This window comes from Haliea sp. E1-2-M8 (genome assembly GCF_030649675.1).
In the GTDB taxonomy this organism is placed as follows: Bacteria; Pseudomonadota; Gammaproteobacteria; order Pseudomonadales; family Halieaceae; genus Haliea.
In genome coordinates, this window is record NZ_JAUTDR010000012.1 from 32,269 (window position 1) to 52,461 (window position 20,193).

15 protein-coding genes are annotated in these 20,193 nt (G+C 64.2%); 8 read left to right on the plus strand and 7 right to left on the minus strand.

The genetic code is table 11. The annotated features are described in order from the left end of the window. Positions 1–10 precede the first annotated feature (10 nt). On the plus strand, positions 11–1,186 hold the full coding sequence (locus Q6D67_RS11555) for a phosphoglycerate dehydrogenase (protein WP_304705766.1): 1,176 nt from the start codon (positions 11–13) through the stop codon (positions 1,184–1,186). Between the two features lie 45 nt (positions 1,187–1,231). Continuing rightward, positions 1,232–1,765, plus strand: a complete 534-nt coding sequence (locus Q6D67_RS11560; RefSeq protein WP_304705767.1) for a DUF1285 domain-containing protein — start codon at positions 1,232–1,234, stop codon at positions 1,763–1,765. Positions 1,766–1,786: 21 nt separating this feature from the next. Here Q6D67_RS11560 and Q6D67_RS11565 read toward each other — a convergent pair whose 3' ends face one another. Next, on the minus strand, positions 1,787–3,439 hold the full coding sequence (locus tag Q6D67_RS11565; RefSeq protein ID WP_304705768.1) for an electron transfer flavoprotein-ubiquinone oxidoreductase: 1,653 nt from the start codon (positions 3,437–3,439) through the stop codon (positions 1,787–1,789). Between the two features lie 284 nt (positions 3,440–3,723). On the opposite strand from Q6D67_RS11565, the gene Q6D67_RS11570 reads away from it, so the two are divergent. Continuing rightward, positions 3,724–4,476: an electron transfer flavoprotein subunit beta/FixA family protein gene (locus Q6D67_RS11570; protein WP_304705769.1), complete on the plus strand. Its 753-nt coding sequence runs from the start codon at positions 3,724–3,726 to the stop codon at positions 4,474–4,476. Continuing rightward, a complete protein-coding gene (locus Q6D67_RS11575; RefSeq protein ID WP_304705770.1) occupies positions 4,473–5,402 on the plus strand; it encodes an electron transfer flavoprotein subunit alpha/FixB family protein in 930 nt (309 codons plus the stop codon). The genes Q6D67_RS11570 and Q6D67_RS11575 overlap by 4 nt, the downstream gene beginning before the upstream one ends. Positions 5,403–5,466: 64 nt before the next feature. Here the strand turns inward: Q6D67_RS11575 and Q6D67_RS11580 are convergent, their stop codons facing one another. Further along, complete coding sequence (locus Q6D67_RS11580; RefSeq protein WP_304705771.1) at positions 5,467–5,934, minus strand: DUF934 domain-containing protein; 468 nt, start codon at positions 5,932–5,934, stop codon at positions 5,467–5,469. Next, positions 5,918–7,582 (minus strand): nitrite/sulfite reductase, encoded by a 1,665-nt coding sequence (locus Q6D67_RS11585; RefSeq protein ID WP_304705772.1) that lies wholly within the window; start codon positions 7,580–7,582, stop codon positions 5,918–5,920. The genes Q6D67_RS11580 and Q6D67_RS11585 overlap by 17 nt, the downstream gene beginning before the upstream one ends. 203 nt (positions 7,583–7,785) lie before the next feature. On the opposite strand from Q6D67_RS11585, the gene Q6D67_RS11590 reads away from it, so the two are divergent. After that, positions 7,786–7,899: a methionine synthase gene (locus Q6D67_RS11590; protein WP_304705773.1), complete on the plus strand. Its 114-nt coding sequence runs from the start codon at positions 7,786–7,788 to the stop codon at positions 7,897–7,899. A gap of 19 nt (positions 7,900–7,918) precedes the next feature. Here the strand turns inward: Q6D67_RS11590 and Q6D67_RS11595 are convergent, their stop codons facing one another. Further along, on the minus strand, positions 7,919–8,182 hold the full coding sequence (locus tag Q6D67_RS11595) for a DUF2970 domain-containing protein (RefSeq protein ID WP_370551954.1): 264 nt from the start codon (positions 8,180–8,182) through the stop codon (positions 7,919–7,921). A 42-nt stretch (positions 8,183–8,224) separates the two neighbouring features. Next, positions 8,225–11,914: a methionine synthase gene (metH, locus tag Q6D67_RS11600; RefSeq protein WP_304705774.1), complete on the minus strand. Its 3,690-nt coding sequence runs from the start codon at positions 11,912–11,914 to the stop codon at positions 8,225–8,227. Between the two features lie 133 nt (positions 11,915–12,047). Between metH and nfuA the strand changes: the two genes are divergently transcribed. Continuing rightward, the gene (gene nfuA, locus Q6D67_RS11605; protein WP_304705775.1) at positions 12,048–12,623 is read left to right on the plus strand and encodes a Fe-S biogenesis protein NfuA; all 576 of its coding nucleotides are present in this window, start codon (positions 12,048–12,050) and stop codon (positions 12,621–12,623) included. Positions 12,624–12,659: 36 nt separating this feature from the next. Here the strand turns inward: nfuA and Q6D67_RS11610 are convergent, their stop codons facing one another. Continuing rightward, positions 12,660–13,739 carry a 3-deoxy-7-phosphoheptulonate synthase gene (locus Q6D67_RS11610; RefSeq protein ID WP_304705776.1) on the minus strand — a complete coding sequence of 360 codons (1,080 nt, stop codon included), beginning with the start codon at positions 13,737–13,739 and terminating at the stop codon, positions 12,660–12,662. Positions 13,740–13,859: 120 nt separating this feature from the next. On the opposite strand from Q6D67_RS11610, the gene Q6D67_RS11615 reads away from it, so the two are divergent. Continuing rightward, positions 13,860–16,511, plus strand: coding sequence for a PD-(D/E)XK nuclease family protein (locus tag Q6D67_RS11615; RefSeq protein ID WP_304705777.1), 2,652 nt, complete (start codon positions 13,860–13,862; stop codon positions 16,509–16,511). After that, the gene (locus Q6D67_RS11620; RefSeq protein WP_304705778.1) at positions 16,508–19,249 is read left to right on the plus strand and encodes an exodeoxyribonuclease V subunit beta; all 2,742 of its coding nucleotides are present in this window, start codon (positions 16,508–16,510) and stop codon (positions 19,247–19,249) included. The genes Q6D67_RS11615 and Q6D67_RS11620 overlap by 4 nt, the downstream gene beginning before the upstream one ends. Here Q6D67_RS11620 and Q6D67_RS11625 read toward each other — a convergent pair. After that, positions 19,242–20,111 carry an LLM class F420-dependent oxidoreductase gene (locus Q6D67_RS11625; protein ID WP_304705779.1) on the minus strand — a complete coding sequence of 290 codons (870 nt, stop codon included), beginning with the start codon at positions 20,109–20,111 and terminating at the stop codon, positions 19,242–19,244. The two genes, Q6D67_RS11620 and Q6D67_RS11625, sit on opposite strands and share 8 nt — an antisense overlap. Positions 20,112–20,193 lie beyond the last annotated feature (82 nt).

Consider the following 20,193-nt stretch of genomic DNA (forward strand, 5'->3'; position numbering starts at 1 on the left):
GATAAACACCATGGCCAGACGCATTCTCACGCTCAACCAGATTTCGGTGAAGGGGCTGGAGCGCCTGCCCCGCGATGGCTACGAGATCGCCAGCGAGTTTACCCACCCGGATGCCATCCTGTTGCGCAGCCACAAGCTGCAGGCGGATGACATTGCCGATTCGGTGCTGGCGATTGCCCGCGCCGGCGCCGGCGTCAACAATATCCCGGTGGCGGAGTGCACTCGCCGGGGCGTACCCGTATTCAACTCCCCGGGCGCCAACGCCAACGCGGTCAAGGAACTGGTTGCGGCCGGCCTGCTGCTGGGCTCCCGCGGCGTCGTGGAAGGCCTGGCCTACGTTGACGGGCTCGCCGGCATCAGTGACGCCGCGGAACTGCACCAGACCCTGGAAGCCAACAAGAAGCATTTCAAGGGCAATGAACTGCGCGGCAAGACTCTGGGCATCGTCGGCCTCGGCGCTATCGGCTCCCTGGTGGCGGACATGGCCCTGACCCTGGGCATGGACGTGATCGGCTATGACCCGGCGCTGTCAGTGGACGCTGCCTGGCGCCTTTCCAGCCAGGTACGCAAGGCGGATACGCTGTCGGCGGTATTCACCCGCAGCGACTACGTCACCCTGCATCTGCCGGCGCTGGAGTCCACTCGCGGCCTGGTCAACGCGGAACTGCTGGCGGCGATGCCCGCTCACGCCTGTCTGCTGAATTTTGCCCGTCAGGAAATCGTCGACGAGGAAGCGTTGCGGGCGGCCCTGGGGCGCGGCCAGTTGCGCAAGTACATCGCCGACTTCCCCAGCCCGGCTCTGATCGGGCGCAAGGATGTGGTGCTGATGCCGCATATCGGCGCCAGCACGGACGAGGCCGAGGACAACTGCGCGATCATGGCCGCAGACCAGCTGCGGGATTTTCTCGAGAACGGCAATATCCGCAACGCGGTGAATTTCCCCACGCTGCAGCTGGAACGTGCGGGAGGCTGTCGGCTGGCAGTGACCAACACCAACGTGCCGCGAATTCTCGGCAGCGTGCTGTCCATTCTGGCGGAGCTGAATATCAACGTTGTCGACATGCTGAACAAGAGTCGCGACGACATCGCCTACAACCTGATCGATATGGATATTTGCCCGGCCGAGTCCAGCCTGGCTTCCATGCGTGCGCTGGATGGCGTGATCAACGTCAGGGTGATTCCTTAACCGGCCAGAACCCGGCGTCGTCTTTCCGAACCCGAGGCAAGGACCATGGCTGACTCACTGGACACTATTACACAGCAGGCCCGCAAGGCCCGCAATTTCGATAATCCTCCCCTGGAGCGCTGGCATCCACCGCTGTCCGGGGATATCGATATCCGCATTGCAGCGGACGGCAGCTGGTACCACGAGGGCCGGATTATCGCCCGCGAGGCCATTGTCCGGCTGTTTGCAAGTATTCTGCGACGCGAGGAGGACGGAGACTACTACCTGGTCACCCCCGGTGAAAAATGGCGGGTGAAGGTTGAACTGCACCCACTGATTGTCACCGAGATCAATCAGCGTGAGGATGCAGGTGGGCCGCTGCTGGTAGCGCGTCTGAACACCGGCCGTGAAGTACCGATTGATGGGGATCACCCCCTGTTCCTTGAGCCCGCCGTCGGCGATGTCGCCGCTATCTCACTACCTCACGGACTCAGCGCCCTGTTGTCCAGGGCTGCCTGGTATCGCCTGGTAGAGAGCGCAGAGGAGAGGGAAGGGCGCCTGCAGGTGGCGAGCGCAGGGAAGTGGTTCCCGCTGCAGTAAACTGCAGCGGGCGCGAGCGGCTTACATGTTCGGGTAATTCGGCCCGCCAAAGCCTTCCGGGGTAACCCAGACAATATTCTGCGCCGGGTCCTTGATGTCACAGGTCTTGCAGTGCACACAGTTCTGGGCGTTGATCTGGAACCGCTGCCCCTTGGCGTCTTCCACGATTTCATACACGCCCGCCGGGCAGTAGCGCTGGGCCGGCTCATCGTACTGCGGCAAATTCTTTTCCAGCGGCACGTCCGGATCAATCAGGGTCAAGTGGCAGGGCTGGTCTTCCTCGTGGTTGGTATTCGACAGGAATACCGAAGACAGGCGGTCGAAGCTGATCTTGTTGTCCGGCTTCGGGTAGGCCGGCTTATTGCTCGCACTGGCCAGTTTCAGGGTGGCGTAATCCGGCACTGCGTCGTTAAGGGTGAAGGGGAGCTTGCCGCCAAAAATGTTCTGGTCGATCCACACCATGGCCGATCCGACCAGGAAGCCAAACTTGTGCATGAATCCACTGAAGTTGCGCGTGGTGTAAAGCTCTTCATGCAGCCAGGAGTTCTGCACCTTGTCGGCAAAGGACGCGAGGTCTGCTGGCGCAGATTCCCCCTCGGCAAGCGCCTCCACCACGGCCTCTGCTGCCAGCATGCCGCTCTTCATGGCGGTGTGGTTGCCCTTGATTTTGACGGCGTTGAGCGTGCCCGCGTCACAGCCAATGAGCAGACCGCCGGGGAAGTGCATCTTCGGCAGGGAGTTGAAGCCGCCCTTGGAAATTGCGCGGGCGCCGTAGCCGATGCGCGAGCCTCCCTCCAGGTACTTGAGGGTTTCCGGATGGTGCTTCCAGCGCTGGAATTCCGCGAACGGATTCAGGTGCGGATTGGAGTAGTTGAGGTCGGTGATCAGGCCCAGGTACACCTGGTTGTTTTCGGCGTGATAGAGGAAGGCGCCGCCGCTGGCGCCGTTTTCCTGTAGCGGCCAGCCGAGGCCGTGAACCACCAGGCCTTCCCGATGCTGGTCGGCGGGAATTTCCCAGATCTCCTTGATGCCGATGCCGTAGTGCTGGGGATCCTTGTCCTGATCCAGGCTGAATTGGCGAATCAGTTGCTTGCCGAGGTGGCCGCGGCAGCCCTCGGCGAAGAGAGTATATTTCGCGTGCAACTCCATCCCCGGGGTGTAGCTGGCTTTCTTTTCCCCATCGGCAGCAATGCCCATGTCACCGGTAGCGATACCCTTGACCCCGCCATCGGCATGGAACAACACTTCTGCGGCGGCAAAGCCGGGGTAGACTTCCACCCCCAGGTTTTCTGCCTGCTCCGCGAGCCAGCGGCAGACGTTGCCCATGGACACAATATAATTGCCCTCATTGTGGGTGGGCTTGGGAATCATGAAGTTGGGCAGTTTGATGGCTTTTTGGGCGCTGGTATAGAAAAAGAAGCGGTCTTCCGTGACCGCAGTGGGCAGCGGTGCTCCCATGTCCTTCCAGTCGGGGAACAGCTCCGCCAGGGCGCGGGGCTCCAGCACCGCTCCGGACAGGATATGCGCGCCGACCTCGGAACCTTTTTCCACGACGCAAACGGTGACTTCGCGCTCCTGCTCCTGGGCCAGTTGCATGATGCGACAGGCAGCAGACAGGCCCGCGGGCCCGGCGCCAACAATCACGACGTCAAATTCCATTGATTCACGTTCCACGGCAGCATCCTCTGGTTGCGGGGGCAGACAAGATATTGAATTTCAGTCTGATAAAACCGGTGCAAGTATATAATTTTTAAAGGTTAAAGACCATAAACGCGGTGGGTGCCCGGTATCCAGATTGTGTCCGCTACGGTTTATTTTGCTGTCACCCTGGCTGCGCGCCCCGGCCTCTTGACCTGTCGTGGCTTTGGCGGCAACATACCCGCCCGAACTCAAACCGGTGGCCCGCCACTCGCGGCCTGGCCCCCTGTAACCCACCCGAAACTAGCGTTGGAAATCCTATGAAGGTTCTTGTTGCCGTAAAGCGCGTCGTTGACTATAACGTCAAGGTCCGTGCCAAGGGCGATGGCAGTGATGTTGATCTGAACAATGTCAAAATGGCCATCAACCCATTCTGTGAAATCGCCGTCGAGGAAGCCGTCCGCCTGAAGGAAGCCGGCGTTGCCACGGAAGTGATTGCGGTATCGGTTGGGGAGAAGCCCTGCCAGGAGCAAATCCGCACCGCCCTGGCGCTGGGCGCCGACCGCGGCATTCACGTGGAAACGGAAGGGGGCGTAGAGCCCCTGGTCGTGGCCAAGCTATTGAAGGGCGTGGTCGAGAAGGAGCAGCCCCAGCTGGTCATCCTGGGCAAGCAATCCATCGACGGTGACAACAACCAGACCGGCCAGATGCTGGGTGCACTGACCAAGATGCCCCAGGGAACTTTTGCCTCTGAAATCAAGGTGGAAGGCGAGAAAATTAATGTGATACGTGAAGTGGATGGTGGGCTCCAGACCATCAGCCTGACGCTGCCGGCGATCGTCACCACCGACCTGCGCCTGAACGAGCCACGCTACGCCTCGCTGCCCAACATCATGAAGGCCAAGAAGAAGCAGCTGGACGTATTTACGCCCGCCGATCTGGGTGTCGAAGTCACCAAACATCTGACCCAGCTCAAGGTCGAGCCACCACCTGAGCGCAAGGCCGGGATCAAGGTCGAGGACGTCGCCCAGCTGGTCGACAAACTGAAGAACGAGGCGAAGGTAATCTCATGAGCACATTGGTTATTGCAGAACACGACAACAGCAGCCTCAAACCCGCCACCCTCAATGCGGTAGCGGCCGCCGAAGCCATGGGTGCCGATATCGATATCCTGGTGGCTGGCGCCGACTGCAGCGCCGTTGCCGACCAGGCCGCGGCCGTGCCGGGCGTGGGCAAGGTGCTGCTGGCGGACAATGCTGCCTACGAGCACCAGCTGGCGGAAAATATAAGTCTGCTGATTGCCGAAGTGGCAGCGAATTACGACAACATCATTGCGCCCTCGACCACCAACGGCAAGAACACCCTGCCGCGGGTCGCCGCATTACTGGACGTCGCCCAGATTTCCGACATCATCTCCGTTGAATCCGCCGACACCTTCAAGCGTCCGATCTATGCCGGCAACGTCATTGCCACGGTGCAGACCACCGATGCCAAGAAAGTTATCACCGTGCGCACGACCGCCTTTGACGCCGTTGCCGCAGAGGGTGGTTCCGCAACCATTGAAGCCTTGTCCTCCGAGCATGATGCGGGCATATCCGAGTTTGTCGGCGAGGAAGTGGCGGTGTCCGATCGCCCCGAGCTGACCGCTGCACCGGTGGTGATTTCCGGTGGCCGCGGCATGCAGAACGGGGACAACTTCAAACTGCTGGAAGGGATCGCGGACAAGTTGGGGGCGGCCATTGGCGCCTCGCGCGCGGCGGTGGATGCCGGCTTTGTTCCCAACGACATGCAGGTTGGCCAGACCGGCAAGATTGTGGCTCCGGATCTGTATATCGCCGTCGGTATCTCCGGCGCGATCCAGCACCTGGCGGGGATGAAGGACTCCAAGGTCATTGTCGCCATCAACAAGGACGAGGATGCCCCGATCTTTCAGGTGGCAGACTACGGCCTGGTGGCGGACCTGTTCAATGCCCTGCCGGAACTGGAAGCCGCGCTCTGAAGCAACGCTCTGGCCACTACAAAAAAGCCGGCTTTTTTGTGCGTGATCGGAGTGGTACCCCGCCTCAGTGCCGCCGCCGGAACAGCGGCTGCGGCTCGTCGATCGCACCCTGGTAGTGCTCGGAGAAGATATCCAACTGCCGCAGACCCTCTTCCAGCCGGGACTCATCGCTGAACTGGAACGCGTCAAAACCGCAGCGACGCAGGTAGTGCAGCTGGTCCGGCAGGAACGTACCCACGGCTCGCAGCTCACCCCGATAACCGCGCTGGCGCAGTTCCCGGCCATAGGAAAACCCGCGCCCGTCGGTAAACAGCGGGAAATGCACCGCTACCAGCCCAATCGCATCCAGTGCCGGCAGCAGTTCGGCGATACCGTCACCGGGTTCAATTTGCACCGCGGAGCCGGTTTTGTCGGCGAGGTCCTGCCACTGGCCCAGCGTGGGCAGGTGAAATTCCGGTGCTGTGGCGGCGTCGGCTGCGGGCGGCAGCCAGGCGTCGCTGGTAATCTCGCCCTGCTTAATGAGTTTTGGCATAGACCCGCTCCTTGAAGGGTTCGATACCCACCCGGTTATAGGTTTGCAGGAAAGTTTCCTCTTCCTGGCGCAAGCTGACAAAGGTGTCGAGAATGTTCTCGACCACGTCCGGAATGTCTTCCTGGCTGAATGAGGGCCCCAGGATCTTGCCGATGGCAGCCTCCTTGGACTGGCTGCCACCAAGGCTGACCTGGTAGAACTCGGCCCCTTTCTTGTCCACCCCCAGGATGCCGATGTGGCCGATGTGGTGGTGGCCGCAGGCGTTCATGCAGCCGCTGATATTGAGTTCGAGCGGGCCGAGGTCGTAGAGGTAGTCCAGATCCTCGAACCGGGCCTGGATCGCCTCGGCAACCGGAATGGACTTGGCGTTGGCCAGGGAACAGTAGTCGCCGCCGGGGCAGCAGATGACGTCGGTGATGTAGCCGATGTTCGGCGTCGCCAGACCTGCACCCTGTAGCTGTTGCCACAGGGTGTAGAGAGCGCTGGCTTCGACATCAGCCAGTACCATGTTCTGCTGGTGGGTGGTGCGCAGTTCGCCGAAGGAGAAGCTGTCCGCCAGGTCCGCCAGCAGTTCCAGTTGGCTGTCGGTGACATCACCGGGGGCGTTCCCGGTTGCCTTCAGCGAGATGGTCACCGCGCGGTAACCGGGGACGCGGTGGGCGAGTGTGTTGCGCGCGACCCAGTTGCCAAAGATGGGGTCTGCAGTGCAGCGAGCCTGCAGTGCCGCGGCAGATGCGCCCGCGTCCAGTTGGACATAGGGCGGCTCGGTGAAGAAGGATTTGGCCCGCGCTATCTCCTCGTCCGTGAGGGTGCTGGGGCCGTCTTTCACCAGCGCCCATTCGCGCTCCACTGCTTCCCGGAAGGCCTCGACACCCATGGCCTTGACCAGAATCTTGATCCGCGCCTTGTATTTGTTGTCGCGGCGGCCGTACTGGTTGTAGACCCGCAGGATCGCCTCCAGGTAGGTGAGCAGGTGACGCTTTTCCAGCCATTCGCTGATCACGGAGCCGATCACCGGGGTGCGGCCGAGACCGCCGCCGGCAAGTACCTTGAAGCCGTATTCACCGGCGGCGTTGGCCAGCAGCTCAACCCCGATATCGTGGGCGTGGATGGCGGCGCGATCCTGCTCGCTGGCGCACACCGCTATCTTGAACTTGCGCGGCAAAAAGGCGAATTCGGGGTGCAGCGTGGACCACTGGCGGATGATTTCACACCAGGGGCGCGGGTCTTCACGTTCGTCCGCGGCAACGCCTGCAAACTGGTCAGTGGTGGTGTTGCGAATACAGTTGCCACTGGTCTGGATCGCGTGCATCTGGACACCGGCGAGTTCAGCCAGGATCTCCGGCACTTCCTCCAGTTGCGGCCAGTTCAGCTGGATATTCTGGCGTGTGCTGACGTGGGCATAGCCCTTGTCGTAATGCCGGGTGATGTGAGCCAGCTTGCGTAACTGGGCACTGGACAGCAGGCCATAGGGCACGGCGATGCGCAGCATGGGCGCCAGGCGTTGCACGTAGAGGCCATTCTGCAGGCGCAGTGGCAGGAACTCGGCTGCAGTCAGTTCGCCGGCCAGGAAGCGACGGGTCTGGTCGCGAAACTGGGCCACGCGCTCATCGACGATGCGCTGGTCATACTGGTCGTAAAGGTACATCGAGAGGTCCTAATAGCAGGGGCGGCTTTGGCGGAGGCGCTACCTTACCAGAAAACCCCGGAGACGATTTATGCTGATTTTTTATAAGTTTAGAACCCGCGCAGTATGGCGAGACAGGCTGCCAATCCGGAATTTCCTGATATAATCCGGCGACCAGATACGCCGGCCCGAGGCCGGATTCACCCCCAGACGAGGAGCCCCGCATGTCCGGTTCAACCAATAAAGACGACGGCATGGCCGACGCCATTGCCGCCACCGCCATTATCACCATTGTGGTTGTCACTCTCTATCTCTGGCTGGGTGCAATGCCCGGCTAAAACGCGTCTTGAAGGGGTGCTAGGACGCGCTTTTCAACACCACCTGGACGATAAGCACCACCGCTGCGATAAACAGCAAAGTAAAGATCAGGCCGGCGGCAATAAAGACGCCGGCCTTGCCCTGCTTGAAATCCCGTTCCCTATTGCGACTGCTCTGCACACCCAGCCCCGCCGCAAACACGCTGCTGATGACATGCCAGGGTCGCATGCGGTGTTGCGAAGATTCCGGATTCTGCTCTTGCTCCGCTGGCGGAGCGCGTTCTGTTTCGGGGTGTTCAGACATCATTCTGCTCCAGATAATAAGTTGCGGCGGCGTTGCCGGGACTCAGTAGTCCAGTACCGGTGCCAGCCAGCGTTCCACTTCGGCAATGCTCATGCCCTTGCGCCGGGACACATCAGCCACCTGGTCGCGGCCGATCTTGCCCACCGCAAAATAGCGCGCCTCGGGGTGCGAGAAATAGAAACCGCTGACCGATGATGCCGGTGACATGGCGAAGCTTTCCGAAAGCGTAACACCACAGGTGTCGGGCGCCTGCAGCAGCTCGAACAGGGTGGCTTTCTCGGTGTGGTCGGGGCAGGCAGGGTAGCCCGGGGCGGGACGTATACCGCGGTATTTCTCCCGCACCAGCTCCTCGACACCCAGCTGTTCATCCGGCGCATAGCCCCACAGTTCAGTGCGCACCCAACGGTGCAGGTACTCGGCGAACGCCTCGGCCAGGCGATCGGCCAGGGCCTTTACCAGAATGCTGTTGTAGTCGTCGTGCTCGGCCAGAAAACGGCCCGACAGTTCATCGACGCCGTGGCCGGTGGTGACACAGAATGCGCCAAGGTAATCGGGCGCGGCATCCGCCGGGGCTATGTAGTCCGCCAGGCAGAAGTTGGGTTCACCACTGGGTTTTTCCATCTGCTGCCGGAGATGGTGCAGGGTGGCGATGACTTCGCTGCGGGATTCGTCCGCGAACAGGTCAATGTCGTCACTGCCATTGCGCACCGCGGGCCAGAAGCCGAGAGTGGCGCGAGCGGTGATCAGTTTCTCTGCAATGATCTTCTGCAACATGGCCTGGGCGTCGGCGAACAGCTCCCGGGCCTGCTCGCCCACCACCTCGTCCTCGAGAATTTTCGGGTACTTTCCCGCCAGTTCCCAGGAGATAAAAAACGGCGTCCAGTCGATGATATCCACCAGCTTTTCCAGCGGAAAATCATCCACCACCCGGGTACCGATAAAGCTCGGCCGGGGTGGCGTGTAGCTTTCCCACTCCAGTGCCGGCGCGTGGGCAACGGCCTCCGGGTAGGGCAGCTGCCGGGTACGCGGCTGGCGGTTCGCGACCCGCTCGCGCACCGCGGTGTATTCACTGCGCCGCTCGGCGACAAACTTCGGTTTGCCCAGGCCCATCAGAGCGGTTGCCACCGACACGCTGCGGGAGGCATCCGGCACATAGACCACCAGATCATTCTGGTAGCGCGGCTCGATCTTCACCGCGGTGTGCGCCTTGGAGGTGGTGGCGCCGCCGATCATCAGGGGAACCTGGAAGTCCTGCCGCTGCATCTCGCTGGCCACGTGCACCATCTCGTCCAGGGAGGGCGTGATCAGGCCGGACAGGCCGATGATGTCGACCTTTTCCTCGCGCGCGACGCTGAGGATTTTTTCGCAGTGAACCATGACCCCGAGGTCGATCACCTCGAAGTTGTTGCACTGCAGCACCACCCCGACAATGTTCTTGCCGATATCGTGGACGTCGCCCTTGACCGTGGCCAGCAGGATCTTGCCGTTGGTCCGGGTGCTGTCGGTTTTTTCCTCTTCGATGTAGGGCTGCAGGTAGGCCACCGCCTGCTTCATGACCCGCGCGCTCTTGACCACCTGGGGCAGGAACATCTTGCCCTCGCCGAACAGGTCACCGACCACGTTCATCCCGTCCATCAGCGGGCCTTCAATCACTTCAATCGGGTGTGCGAACAGCTGCCGGGCTTCCTCGGCATCCTCCAGGATGAAGCTGTTGATGCCTTTGACCAGGGCGTGCTCCATGCGCTTGCCCACGGGCTTTTCGCGCCAGCTGAGATCTTCCACCCGGGCGGTGCCGGTGCCGCTGTCGCGGTAGGTCTCCGCCAGCTCCAACAGCCGTTCGGTGCCGTCGTTGCGGCGGTTGAGGATGACGTCCTCGACTGCGTCGCGCAGTTCCCCCGGCAGTTGGTCGTAGACCGCGAGCTGGCCGGCGTTGACGATGCCCATGTTCATGCCGGCGCGGATGGCGTGGTAGAGGAACACCGAGTGAATCGCCTCGCGCACAACGTTGTTACCGCGGAAGGAAAACGACACATTGGAGACGCCGCCGGAGATCAGGGCACCGGGCAGTTGCTCGCGGATCCAGCGCGTGGCCTCGATAAACTCCACGGCGTAATTGTTGTGCTCGTCGATGCCGGTGGCGACCGCAAAAATGTTCGGGTCGAAAATGATGTCATTGGGATTGAAGCCCACCGTGTTCACCAGCAGCTCCCAGGAACGCCGGCAGATGGCCTTGCGCCGCTCCAGGTTGTCGGCCTGGCCGTCCTCGTCGAAGGCCATGACCACTACCGCCGCGCCGTAGCGCTTGCACAGGGTCGCCTGCTCAATGAATTCGGCTTCCCCGGCCTTGAGGCTGATGGAGTTCACCACCGGCTTGCCCTGGATGCAGCGCAGACCGGCCTCAATCACCGACCAGCGCGAGGAATCCACCATGATCGGTACCCGGCAGATATCCGGTTCCGAGGCCACCAGGTTGAGGAAGGTCACCATGGCTTCCTCGGCGTCCAGCATGCCCTCGTCCATGTTGATGTCGATGATCTGGGCGCCGTCCTCTACCTGGACCCGGGCCACGTCCAGGGCAGCCTCGTAGTTGCCGTCCAGGACCAGGCGCTTGAAACGGGCGGAGCCAGTGACGTTGCAGCGCTCGCCGACGTTCACAAACAGGCTGTCGGCGCCGATGTTGAAGGGCTCCAGCCCGCTGAGCCGGCAGGCCGGCGGGCGCTGGGGCAGGGGGCGCGGGGCAATGTCACGCACCGCCCGGGCGATGGCCTCGATGTGGTGGGGCGTGGTGCCGCAGCAACCGCCCGCAAGATTCAGGAAGCCGCGTTCGGCGAAACCGCGGAAGTCTTCATACATGTCCTCGGGGGTTTCATCGTAGTCGCCGAAAGCGTTGGGCAGGCCGGCGTTGAGGTGGGCGCTGAAGTAGCACTCGGCGACCGTAGCCAGTTCTTCCAGGAACGGCCGGATCTCCTTGAAGCGGCGGCCGCAGTTGCTGCCCACGATCAGAGGCCTGGCGTGGGCCACGGCGTTCCAGAAAGCCTCGGGACTCTGGCCCGACAGTACCCGGCCGCTGGTGTCCGGGAAAGTCACGGAAATCATCAGCGGCAACTCGGTGCCCAGTTCTTCGAATACCGACTGCACGGCAAAGATCGCCGCCTTGGCGTTCAGGGTGTCGAAAACGGTTTCGATCAGGATCAGGTCTACTCCGCCCTCGATCAGGGCGCGGGTGGCGGCTGCGTAATCCTCCTGCAATTCCGCGAAGTAAACATTGCGGGCGCCGGGGTCATTCACGTCCGGGGAAATGGACGCGGTGCGCGGGGTGGGGCCGAGGGTGCCGGCCACATAGCGCGGCTTCTCCGGCTCCCGCGCGGTGAGCTCATCGGCCACCTCCCGCGCGATGCGGGCGCCCGCCAGGTTGAGTTCCGCGGCCAGTTCGGACAGGTCGTAATCGCCCTGGGCAACTGCGGTGCTGTTGAAGGTGTTGGTGCCGATAATGTCGGCGCCCGCCTCCAGATAGCGGCGGTGGATGCGGGCGATGATATCGGGGCGGGTCAGGGACAGCAGGTCGTTGTTGCCCTTGAGATCCGCCGGGTGGGCGCCAAAGCGGTCCCCGCGGTAGTCGGCTTCCTGCAGCCCCTCGGCCTGGATCATGGTCCCCATGGCGCCGTCCAGGATCAGGATGCGCTGCCGCAGAGCGAGGGCCAGAGGGTGGTTTGTGAGACTGTCCAGATCCATGGGTAGTTCCTGTAAAAAGCCAACAATTCTAACAGATTAGCCGCGGCTTTGGCTGCGCCGCAATCAGATCTCGCACTCTCCCGGAGAAGTTTGCTAGAATACCTGACCAATTTACTCGGAATGGAAGAGGTTCATGGTCACCATCACGGAATCGGCACAGGGTTATCTCGCCGAACTGCTGACCAAGCAGGAGGACGCTCTGGGCGTTCGCGTCTTTATCAACCAGCCGGGCACACCCAAGGCAGAGACCTGTATCGCCTACTGTCGTGAGGGCGATATCCAGGAAGGGGATGAGAAGCAGACCTTCGGCGAACTCGACGCCTGGTTTGACGCCCGCAGCCTGCCGTTCCTTGAGGATGCCCTGGTGGACTATGCCAAGGATCGCATGGGTGGCCAGCTGACCATCAAGGCGCCCAACGCCAAACTGCCCCGGGTGGATGAGAACAGCCCCCTGGAAGATCGCATCAACTACATTCTGTACAACGAGGTGAATCCCTCCCTGGCCGCCCACGGCGGCGAAGTCAGCCTGGTGGAAATCACTGAGGATCCCTTCGCCATTCTCAAGTTTGGCGGTGGCTGCCAGGGCTGCGGCATGGTTGACCAGACCCTGAAGGGCGGGGTGGAAAAAACCCTGCTGGAGCAGTTACCTGAGCTCAAGGGCGTGCGCGACAGCACCGACCACACGGATCGCAGCCAGGCTTATTACTGAGCGCCCTCAGTCCTGGCGCGCTGAGCTGACGCCGTTTCAGCCTGCGCCCAGGCGTTGCGGCAGCGCATCCTTCAGGCTCTCGCGCAGTGCCCGCAGGCAGGCCTCGGTTTCCTCCCAGCCAATACAGCCGTCGGTGATGGAAACGCCGTACTGCAGATCGGCCAGATTCTCCGGGATCGACTGGTTGCCGGCGTTGATATTGCTCTCGATCATCAGGCCGATGATTGAACGGTTGCCCTCCAGAATCTGGTTGCCCACGTTTTCCACCACCAGTGGCTGCAGTTCCGGCTGCTTGCTGGAATTGGCGTGGCTGCAGTCAACCATGATGCTCTGGGGCACGGCGGCCTTGGCCAGCGCCTCTTCACACAAGCGGATATGCACCGAGTCGTAGTTGGGGCCATTACTGCCGCCGCGCAGGACAATGTGGCCGTAGCGGTTGCCGCGGGTGGTGATCACCGAAACCTCGCCCTGGCCGTTGATACCCAGGAAACGGTGCGGCTTGGCCACCGAGTTGAGGGCATTGCTGGCAACGGTCAGGCCGCCATCGGTACCGTTTTTGAAACCCACCGCCGAGGACAGGCCGCTGGCCATCTCCCGGTGGGTCTGGGATTCCGTGGTCCGCGCGCCAATGGCGGACCAGCTGATCAGGTCCTGCAGATACTGGGGTGAGATCGGGTCCAGCGCCTCCGTGGCGGTGGGTAGACCCAGTTCCAGGATGTCCAGCAACAGCCGGCGGCCGATGTGCAGGCCCTCCTCAATCTTGAAGGAGTCGTCCAGACGGGGGTCGTTGACCAGGCCCTTCCAGCCCACGGTGGTGCGCGGTTTCTCGAAGTAGACCCGCATCACGATATACAGGGTGTCCGCCAGCTCCTCTGCCAGTGCCTGCAGACGCCGGGCGTAGTCCATGGCGGCGTCGATGTCGTGGATGGAGCAGGGGCCGACCACCACGAAGATGCGGTGATCCTTGCGATCAAGGATGTTCTGGATCACTGCGCGGCTGTCACTGACCATGTCGTGCGCCGCGGCGCTCAGGGGCAGCGCCTGTTTCAACTGCGCCGGCGTCACCAGCACGTCCTGGGACGCGACGTTGATGTTATAGACTTCCATATTGCTCATTGATCGTTACCTGATAGAGTATCCCCAGCTGGCGCCGGAGCACCTGTCGAGGCGCGACATTCTATAGCAGCGATGCGGCTTTGGGTAGGAACCGCCCGCCGCCACCGTCCGGAGAAGCGCTTGCCCCGACTGTACGATATCGACCCGCTGCAACCCCTGATCGCCGCCGGCTACACCCTGTTGACACCTACCCAGCGCCTTGCCCGGCGGATCCTCTCGGAGTGGGAGCACGTCGCAGATCCCGCGGCTGGCGAGCCAACAGTACCCCGGGTGTCCGCCCTGGAACCCTGGCTGCTGGCCCGCTGGCAGCAGGCCGTAGCCGCGGGCCGATTGCCCGCAGGGCTCATGCTGAGCCCGGCCCAGGCCCATGAACTGTGGCGCCAGGTCATCGCCGCGGACCAGGCCCAGGCCGGGCGCCATGACCTCCTGCAGCCCGGGGCTGCGGCGCGGCTGGCAGCCCGGGCCCGGGACACGCTGCTGCGCTGGGAGGTCGACCTGCGGGCGGCCCCCGTGCGCCAGCTGTTCCTGCTGGATGAGGACTGTGGCACGTTTTTGCGCTGGGCAGACGCGTTCAACGCCCGCCTGGACTGCGACGGTCTGACCACTCTGGTGGATGCCATCCGCGGGTTGGCGGCGCTGGCCCCGGAAGAGCCGCGCACCCCGCTGGCCATGCTCGCCTTCGACTCCCTGCCGCCCCTGTATGAACGCTGTCTGCAGCGCCTGGGCGCCGATCTGCAGAAGCTGGAATCGGCAGCGTCTGCCGCGACACAATGTGAAGTGCTGCGCTGTGATGACAGCCGCAGTGAACTCGCCGGGGTGGCACGCTGGGCCGCGCAACTGGTGGCCAGCGAGCCGGCACTGCGGCTGGGGATTGTGGTGCCCGACAGTGCGGGAGAACGGGCCACGCTGGACTATCTCCTGCGCCGCGAATTTGCCTGCCTGGATCGGCGCTACCAGAGTCTGCCGGTCAACTTTTCCGCAGGTCAGCCCCTGGCCGAAGTTCCCCTCGTACGCGACGCGTTGCAGTTGCTGGCGCTGCCGGTGGAGGGTATCGGTCCGCCCGCTCTGGCCCTGCTCCTGCAGTCGCGCTTTCTCGGGCCGGGTCTCGCGGCAGCGGGCGCCACAACGCTGCTGACTCGCTGTTTCGAGACCCGGCTGGAGCGCCTGACGCTGTCACAGCTGGAGCGGGAGCTGGCCGCTGGCGGGGGCGCCAGTCCCGCTCTGGCGCAAGCGCTGCAAGCGAGCGCGACGCCGGCCCTGACCGGCGGCCGCAAGCCGCCCTCGGTCTGGGTTGGTCGCTTTGAGCGCCTGTTGGCGCTGTGGGGCTGGCCCGGGGCGGCGCCGGATTCGCTGGAATACCAGCAGTTGGAACAGTGGCAACGGCTGCTGCAGGACTATGCGGGTTTCGACCTGGTGACGCCGTCCCTGCGGTTTGCGGAAGCCCTGCAGCTGTTGCGGCGGCTGGCGGGGGAAGCAGGTTTCCAGCCCCAGACCGAAGACAGCACGGTGCAGGTGTTGGGTCCGCTGGAAGCGGCGGGCCTGCAGTTCGACCGGCTCTGGCTGTGCGGCATGCAGGCCAGCCAGTGGCCCGCCCCGGCACGCCCGCACCCCTTCATTCCCCTGCAGCTGCAGCGCGAACGCGGCATGCCTCACGCCAGCGCGGAACGGGAGTGGGCCTTTACCGAGGCCTTGATGGACCGCTATCGGCACGCTACCACTGTGCTGCATGCCAGCTACAGTGCCCAGCGCGATGGCGTTCCCGAACTGCCCAGCCCACTGCTGCGGGATTTTGCGGCGGCACCCGACCTGCCCGCGGCGCCGCTGAAAACCGCCTGGCTGGACCAGCTGGGGGCTCCCTTGCAGGCGCCGGACCAGAGCGCGGCGGCGCCAACCGTGTCCCCGGCTGAAGCCGCCCTCCTGCGCGGCGGCAGCGCCATCCTCGAAGACCAGTCCCTGTGCCCGTTTCGTGCCTTTGCCCGGCGTCGGCTGCATCTGCAGGTGCTGCCTGAGCCGCAGTCGGGCCTGTCTGCCGCGGACCGCGGCGAGTTGTTGCACAGCGCCCTGTTTCATCTCTGGGGGGAGCTCGGCGATCAGGCTGCGCTCGCGCAGTTGGCCCCGGCGGCGGAACTGGAGTGCCTGCAGCGGGCCGCGGCTGCGGCGCTGGAGGCACTGCCCGCGACCCGGCAGCGGGCGGCGGGGCGCGCCTGTCTGCGGCTGGAGGGGTTGCGCCTGCAGCGGCTGCTGGCGGAGTGGTTGCAACTGGAGCGGTCGCGGCCGCCATTCCGGGTGCTGGCGCTTGAATCCGCGGACAGTCTGCAACTGGAAGGTCTGGCGCTGTCGCTGCGGATAGACCGTATCGACGCGCTGGAGGATGGTTCAACGCTGCTGATTGACTACAAGTCCGGCCAGTCCGGGGTGGGTGACTGGTTCGGGGAGCGGCCGGCGAAGCCGCAGTTGCCGTTGTATGCACTCGCCGCCGATCCCACGCCGGCAGGCGCAGCTTTTGCCACGGTGCGGGAGCGGCGCTGCCAGTTCACCGGCCTGGCGCGGGTTGAATCCGGCCCCGGAATTCATACCGACATCGGGGCCCGCACCCGCGGCCAGGAGCCCTGTGCCGACTGGGAGGAAGTGGTGGCGCACTGGCGCCAGTCGCTGACCGCGCTGGCCGCGGCCTTTGTCGGCGGGGAGGCGGCGGTGGAGCCAAAATCCGCCGCCAGCTGCCGCCACTGCGGGATGCAGGCCCTGTGCCGTATTGAGTCGGCCGGCACATGACGGTCAGCGACGCCTGGCAGCGCGAGCGCGCGCTGGATACCGCCGGCAGCTTCTGTGTCAGCGCACCCGCGGGTTCCGGCAAGACCGAGCTGCTGATCCAGCGCTATCTGGCACTGCTGTCGCGAGTGTCACTGCCTGAACAGGTGTTGGCGATCACCTTTACCCGCAAGGCGGCGGCGGAAATGCGCGACCGGGTGGTCGCCGCCCTGGAGGCCGCCGCTGCCGGGGAGCCGGTTACCGGCAGCCACGAACAGCGCACCCGGGAGCTGGCGCAGGCGGCACTCGTCCACGGCACTCAGCTGGGCTGGCAACTGCTGCGCGATACGGCCCGTTTCAATATTCGCACCATCGATGGTTTCTGCCACGCACTGACCCGACAAATGCCGGTGCTGAGCCGCTTTGGCGGCCAGGCCAGTGCGGTGGACGATGCCCGCGAGCTCTATGCCGAGGCTGTCATCGGCCTGTTCCGGCTGCTGGAGGAAGGGCACCCGGTCGTCCCCGACCTCGAGGCGCTGTTGCTGCACTTTGGCAACGACTGGGCGCGCCTGCAGGAGCTGTTGTCGGCACTGCTGGCGCGCCGGGAGCAGTGGCAGGACTATGTCAGCCTGCGGCACGATCCGGCCTGGGCAGAGGCGGTGTTGCGCGAGACTCTCGATCACCTGGTCAGGGACCGGCTGCGACGACTGGCTGCTGCACTGGCGCCGGTGGCGGGGGAACTCAAGGCTCTGCGCGAGTACGCGGCGGTCCAGCTGGGCCAGCCGGCTCCCGGCGACCTGTCGGCAGCCGGCGGGGAGTCGCTGACCGCCTGGCGGGGTGTCGCCACGCTGTTGCTGAAAGCGGACGGGCAATGGCGCAGCCGGGTCGACAAGCGCCAGGGGTTTCCTGGGGCCGGCGTCCCGGCGGCCGGCGTCCCGGCGGCCGGCGTCCCGGCGGGAAAGGGGGCGGCCCGGGACTGGAAAGAACGCATGCAGGCGTTGCTGGCCGGTCTTGCGGGGCAGGAGACGCTGCGCCGGGACCTGCGAGACCTCGCGGTTCTGCCCGCGGCGGACCCCGAGGACAATGGCTGGCAGCTGCTGCTGCATCTGTTCCATGTGCTGCCCGTGCTGGCGGCGCAGCTATTGCTGGTATTTCAGCAGCGCGGCCAGGTGGACCACACCCAGATCGCTCTCTATGCCCTGCAGGCCCTCGGTGAGGACGAGGCGCCCACAGATCTTGCCCTGCGTCTGGACTATCGGATTGAGCACCTGCTGGTCGATGAGTTTCAGGACACCGCCATCAACCAGTATCGCCTGCTGCAGCGGCTCACACGCGGCTGGGGGGAACACAATGCCCTGCAGCCGGAGCGGCCCCGGACCCTGCTCCTGGTGGGGGACGGCATGCAGTCGATCTACGGCTTCCGCGATGCCAACGTGGGCCTGTTTCTGCGGGCCAGGGACGAGGGCTTCAACGGCGTGGTGCCCGAGTACCTGATGCTGGCGAGCAACTTCCGCTCCCGGGCGGGCATCGTTGACTGGGTCAACGCCGTGTTTCAGCAGGCGTTTCCCGCTGTGGATGACATCGCCCGGGGCGAGGTCCGGTTTACCCCGGCCGTAGCCACCCGCGCCGCCGGCACAGAACCGGCGGTGGCGCTGGAGGTGTTTGCCGACGAGCCGGCGCCGGGCGCGCTGCGTGAGGCGGCGCTGCTGGCCGATCGCATCGCGGCGGCCCTGGACGACGCTGCCGACACCACCGTGGCCGTGCTGGCGCGCAGCCGCGGCCAACTGCAGCCGGTGCTGGCAGCATTGCGTGCGGCAGGGATCAGCTACAACGCCCAGGACATCGACAGCCTCGCCCGCAATCCGGTGGTTGCGGATCTGTTCACCCTGTGCCGCGCGCTGGCCAACCCGGCGGACCGCGTTGCCTGGATGGCCCTGCTGCGGGCGCCCTGGTGCGCGCTGGAGCCGGCGGATTTGCTGCGGGTAGCGCAGTATGGCGCCGCAGCGTCGCGGCAGCCACTGGCCAGCACGCTGCAGGATCCCGCCATGCGGGCGCAGTTGAGCCCCGCCGGGCGCGAACGCCTGGTTCCGGTGGCGGCGGCGCTGGCAGAGGCCTTTCGTCGCCGCGACCGGCGCGGGCTGCGGGTCTGGCTGGAACTGCTGTGGGAGCAGTTGGGCGGGCCGGCCTGCGCGGGTTCCGAGACCGATTTGCACAACGCCGAGCGCTTCCTGCAGCTGCTGGAACAGGCCGACAGCGAGGGCAGGGGCCTGGACCTGCCCTCGCTGCAACGCCGCCTCGCAGGCCTCTATGCGCGCTCCGGAGACACCTCGGCCCGGGTCCAGGTAATGACTTTGCACCGGGCCAAGGGGCTGGAGTTCGACCACGTGTTCCTGCCGGGGCTGGCGGGCAGGCCGCGGGCGGACGAGCGCCCGGCGCTGTTGTGGGACGACTACACCGATGCCGATGGCGCGCGGCGCTTCCTGCTGGCGACCGATGACCACAGCGAGCGCGATAGCCCCGGCGTCTACAACACACTGCTGCGTATCCGTCGCCACAAGTCCCGGGTGGAGAATGCGCGCCTGCTCTATGTCGGTGCGACCCGGGCCATCCGCACGTTGACCCTGAGCGCGGTGCTGGCGCCGGACCCTGCTACCGACAGCGGCGTCCGGGCGCCGTCGGCAGATGCCCTGCTGGCTGGGGTCTGGGACGCGCTGGCGGCCCAGGCAAAGGTTCACTGGCTTGATGAAGGGGCACCTAGGTGAGCGGCGCGATCACCTCGTCGGCGTAGCGCTTCACGCCGTCGATTTTCAGGTTCACGTCTTCGGTTTCACCGTGGTAGAAGGCCCAGGGCATGGTCAGAATGTGGGTGACACCGGCATCTTCCAGCCGCTTGTAACCAGCCGCATCCCAGGCATCGTTGGGAGTCGCCATTACTTCGAACGGCTCCTGTTCCCGGCCACAGTCCCGGCGCCACTGGCGAATGCGCTCAATGCTGTGGATGATTTCACTGGAGGGCTGCAGGTCGGTGACCCAGCCATCGGCCAGCCGTGCGGCCCGGCGCATGGCCGGGTCGGAAATACCGCCGATCCAGAACGGGATGCGCTCGCTGGGCGCGGGGTTCATCTCCAGCCGCTCGAATTGATAGAACTCGCCGCGATACTCCACCATCTCGCCAGTCCACAGCAGGCGCATGATCTCCAGCATTTCGTCGGTGCGTTTGCCCCGGGTGCGAAAATCCTGCTGCATCAGCGCAAACTCATCCGCCGACCAGCCGACGCCGAAAGCGGGCGTGACCCGGTTGCCCGAGACAATGGCCGCGGTGCTGATGGCCTTGGCGACCAGAAAGGGATTGCGCATGGGCAACACGAAAATGTTGTTGGTGAAGCGCAGGCGCTGGGTGATGGTGGCCAGGGCGCCGATTACAACCCAGGGGTCGGGCCAGTCAGTGAAGGCGGCCCAGCGCCGGCTGCCATCTTCGGTGTAGGGGTAGGGCTCGCTGATCTGTTCCGGATGCACCACATGATCGGAGAATGACATTGCGTCCCAGCCATATTGATCGGCGACCGGGGCTAGTTGCGTGAGATGGGCGACAGTGCTGAAAGAGGTGGAAAGAACAAATTTCACGGCCTGGGCTCCGCTGCGGTTCATGAGTGTTATCCACCTACTCTAACAAGCTCTGGACCACTGCCTGCAGGCTCGGTTACAC

Coding starts and splice junctions, on each gene's coding strand:
- Q6D67_RS11555 (WP_304705766.1), top strand. CDS start 11: ATGGCCAGACGCATTCTCACGCTCAACCAGATTTCGGTGAAGGGGCTG.
- Q6D67_RS11560 (WP_304705767.1), top strand. CDS start 1,232: ATGGCTGACTCACTGGACACTATTACACAGCAGGCCCGCAAGGCCCGC.
- Q6D67_RS11570 (WP_304705769.1), top strand. CDS start 3,724: ATGAAGGTTCTTGTTGCCGTAAAGCGCGTCGTTGACTATAACGTCAAG.
- Q6D67_RS11575 (WP_304705770.1), top strand. CDS start 4,473: ATGAGCACATTGGTTATTGCAGAACACGACAACAGCAGCCTCAAACCC.
- Q6D67_RS11580 (WP_304705771.1), bottom strand. CDS start 5,934: ATGCCAAAACTCATTAAGCAGGGCGAGATTACCAGCGACGCCTGGCTG.
- Q6D67_RS11585 (WP_304705772.1), bottom strand. CDS start 7,582: ATGTACCTTTACGACCAGTATGACCAGCGCATCGTCGATGAGCGCGTG.
- Q6D67_RS11590 (WP_304705773.1), top strand. CDS start 7,786: ATGTCCGGTTCAACCAATAAAGACGACGGCATGGCCGACGCCATTGCC.
- Q6D67_RS11595 (WP_370551954.1), bottom strand. CDS start 8,182: ATGTCTGAACACCCCGAAACAGAACGCGCTCCGCCAGCGGAGCAAGAG.
- metH (WP_304705774.1), bottom strand. CDS start 11,914: ATGGATCTGGACAGTCTCACAAACCACCCTCTGGCCCTCGCTCTGCGG.
- nfuA (WP_304705775.1), top strand. CDS start 12,048: ATGGTCACCATCACGGAATCGGCACAGGGTTATCTCGCCGAACTGCTG.
- Q6D67_RS11610 (WP_304705776.1), bottom strand. CDS start 13,739: ATGAGCAATATGGAAGTCTATAACATCAACGTCGCGTCCCAGGACGTG.
- Q6D67_RS11620 (WP_304705778.1), top strand. CDS start 16,508: ATGACGGTCAGCGACGCCTGGCAGCGCGAGCGCGCGCTGGATACCGCC.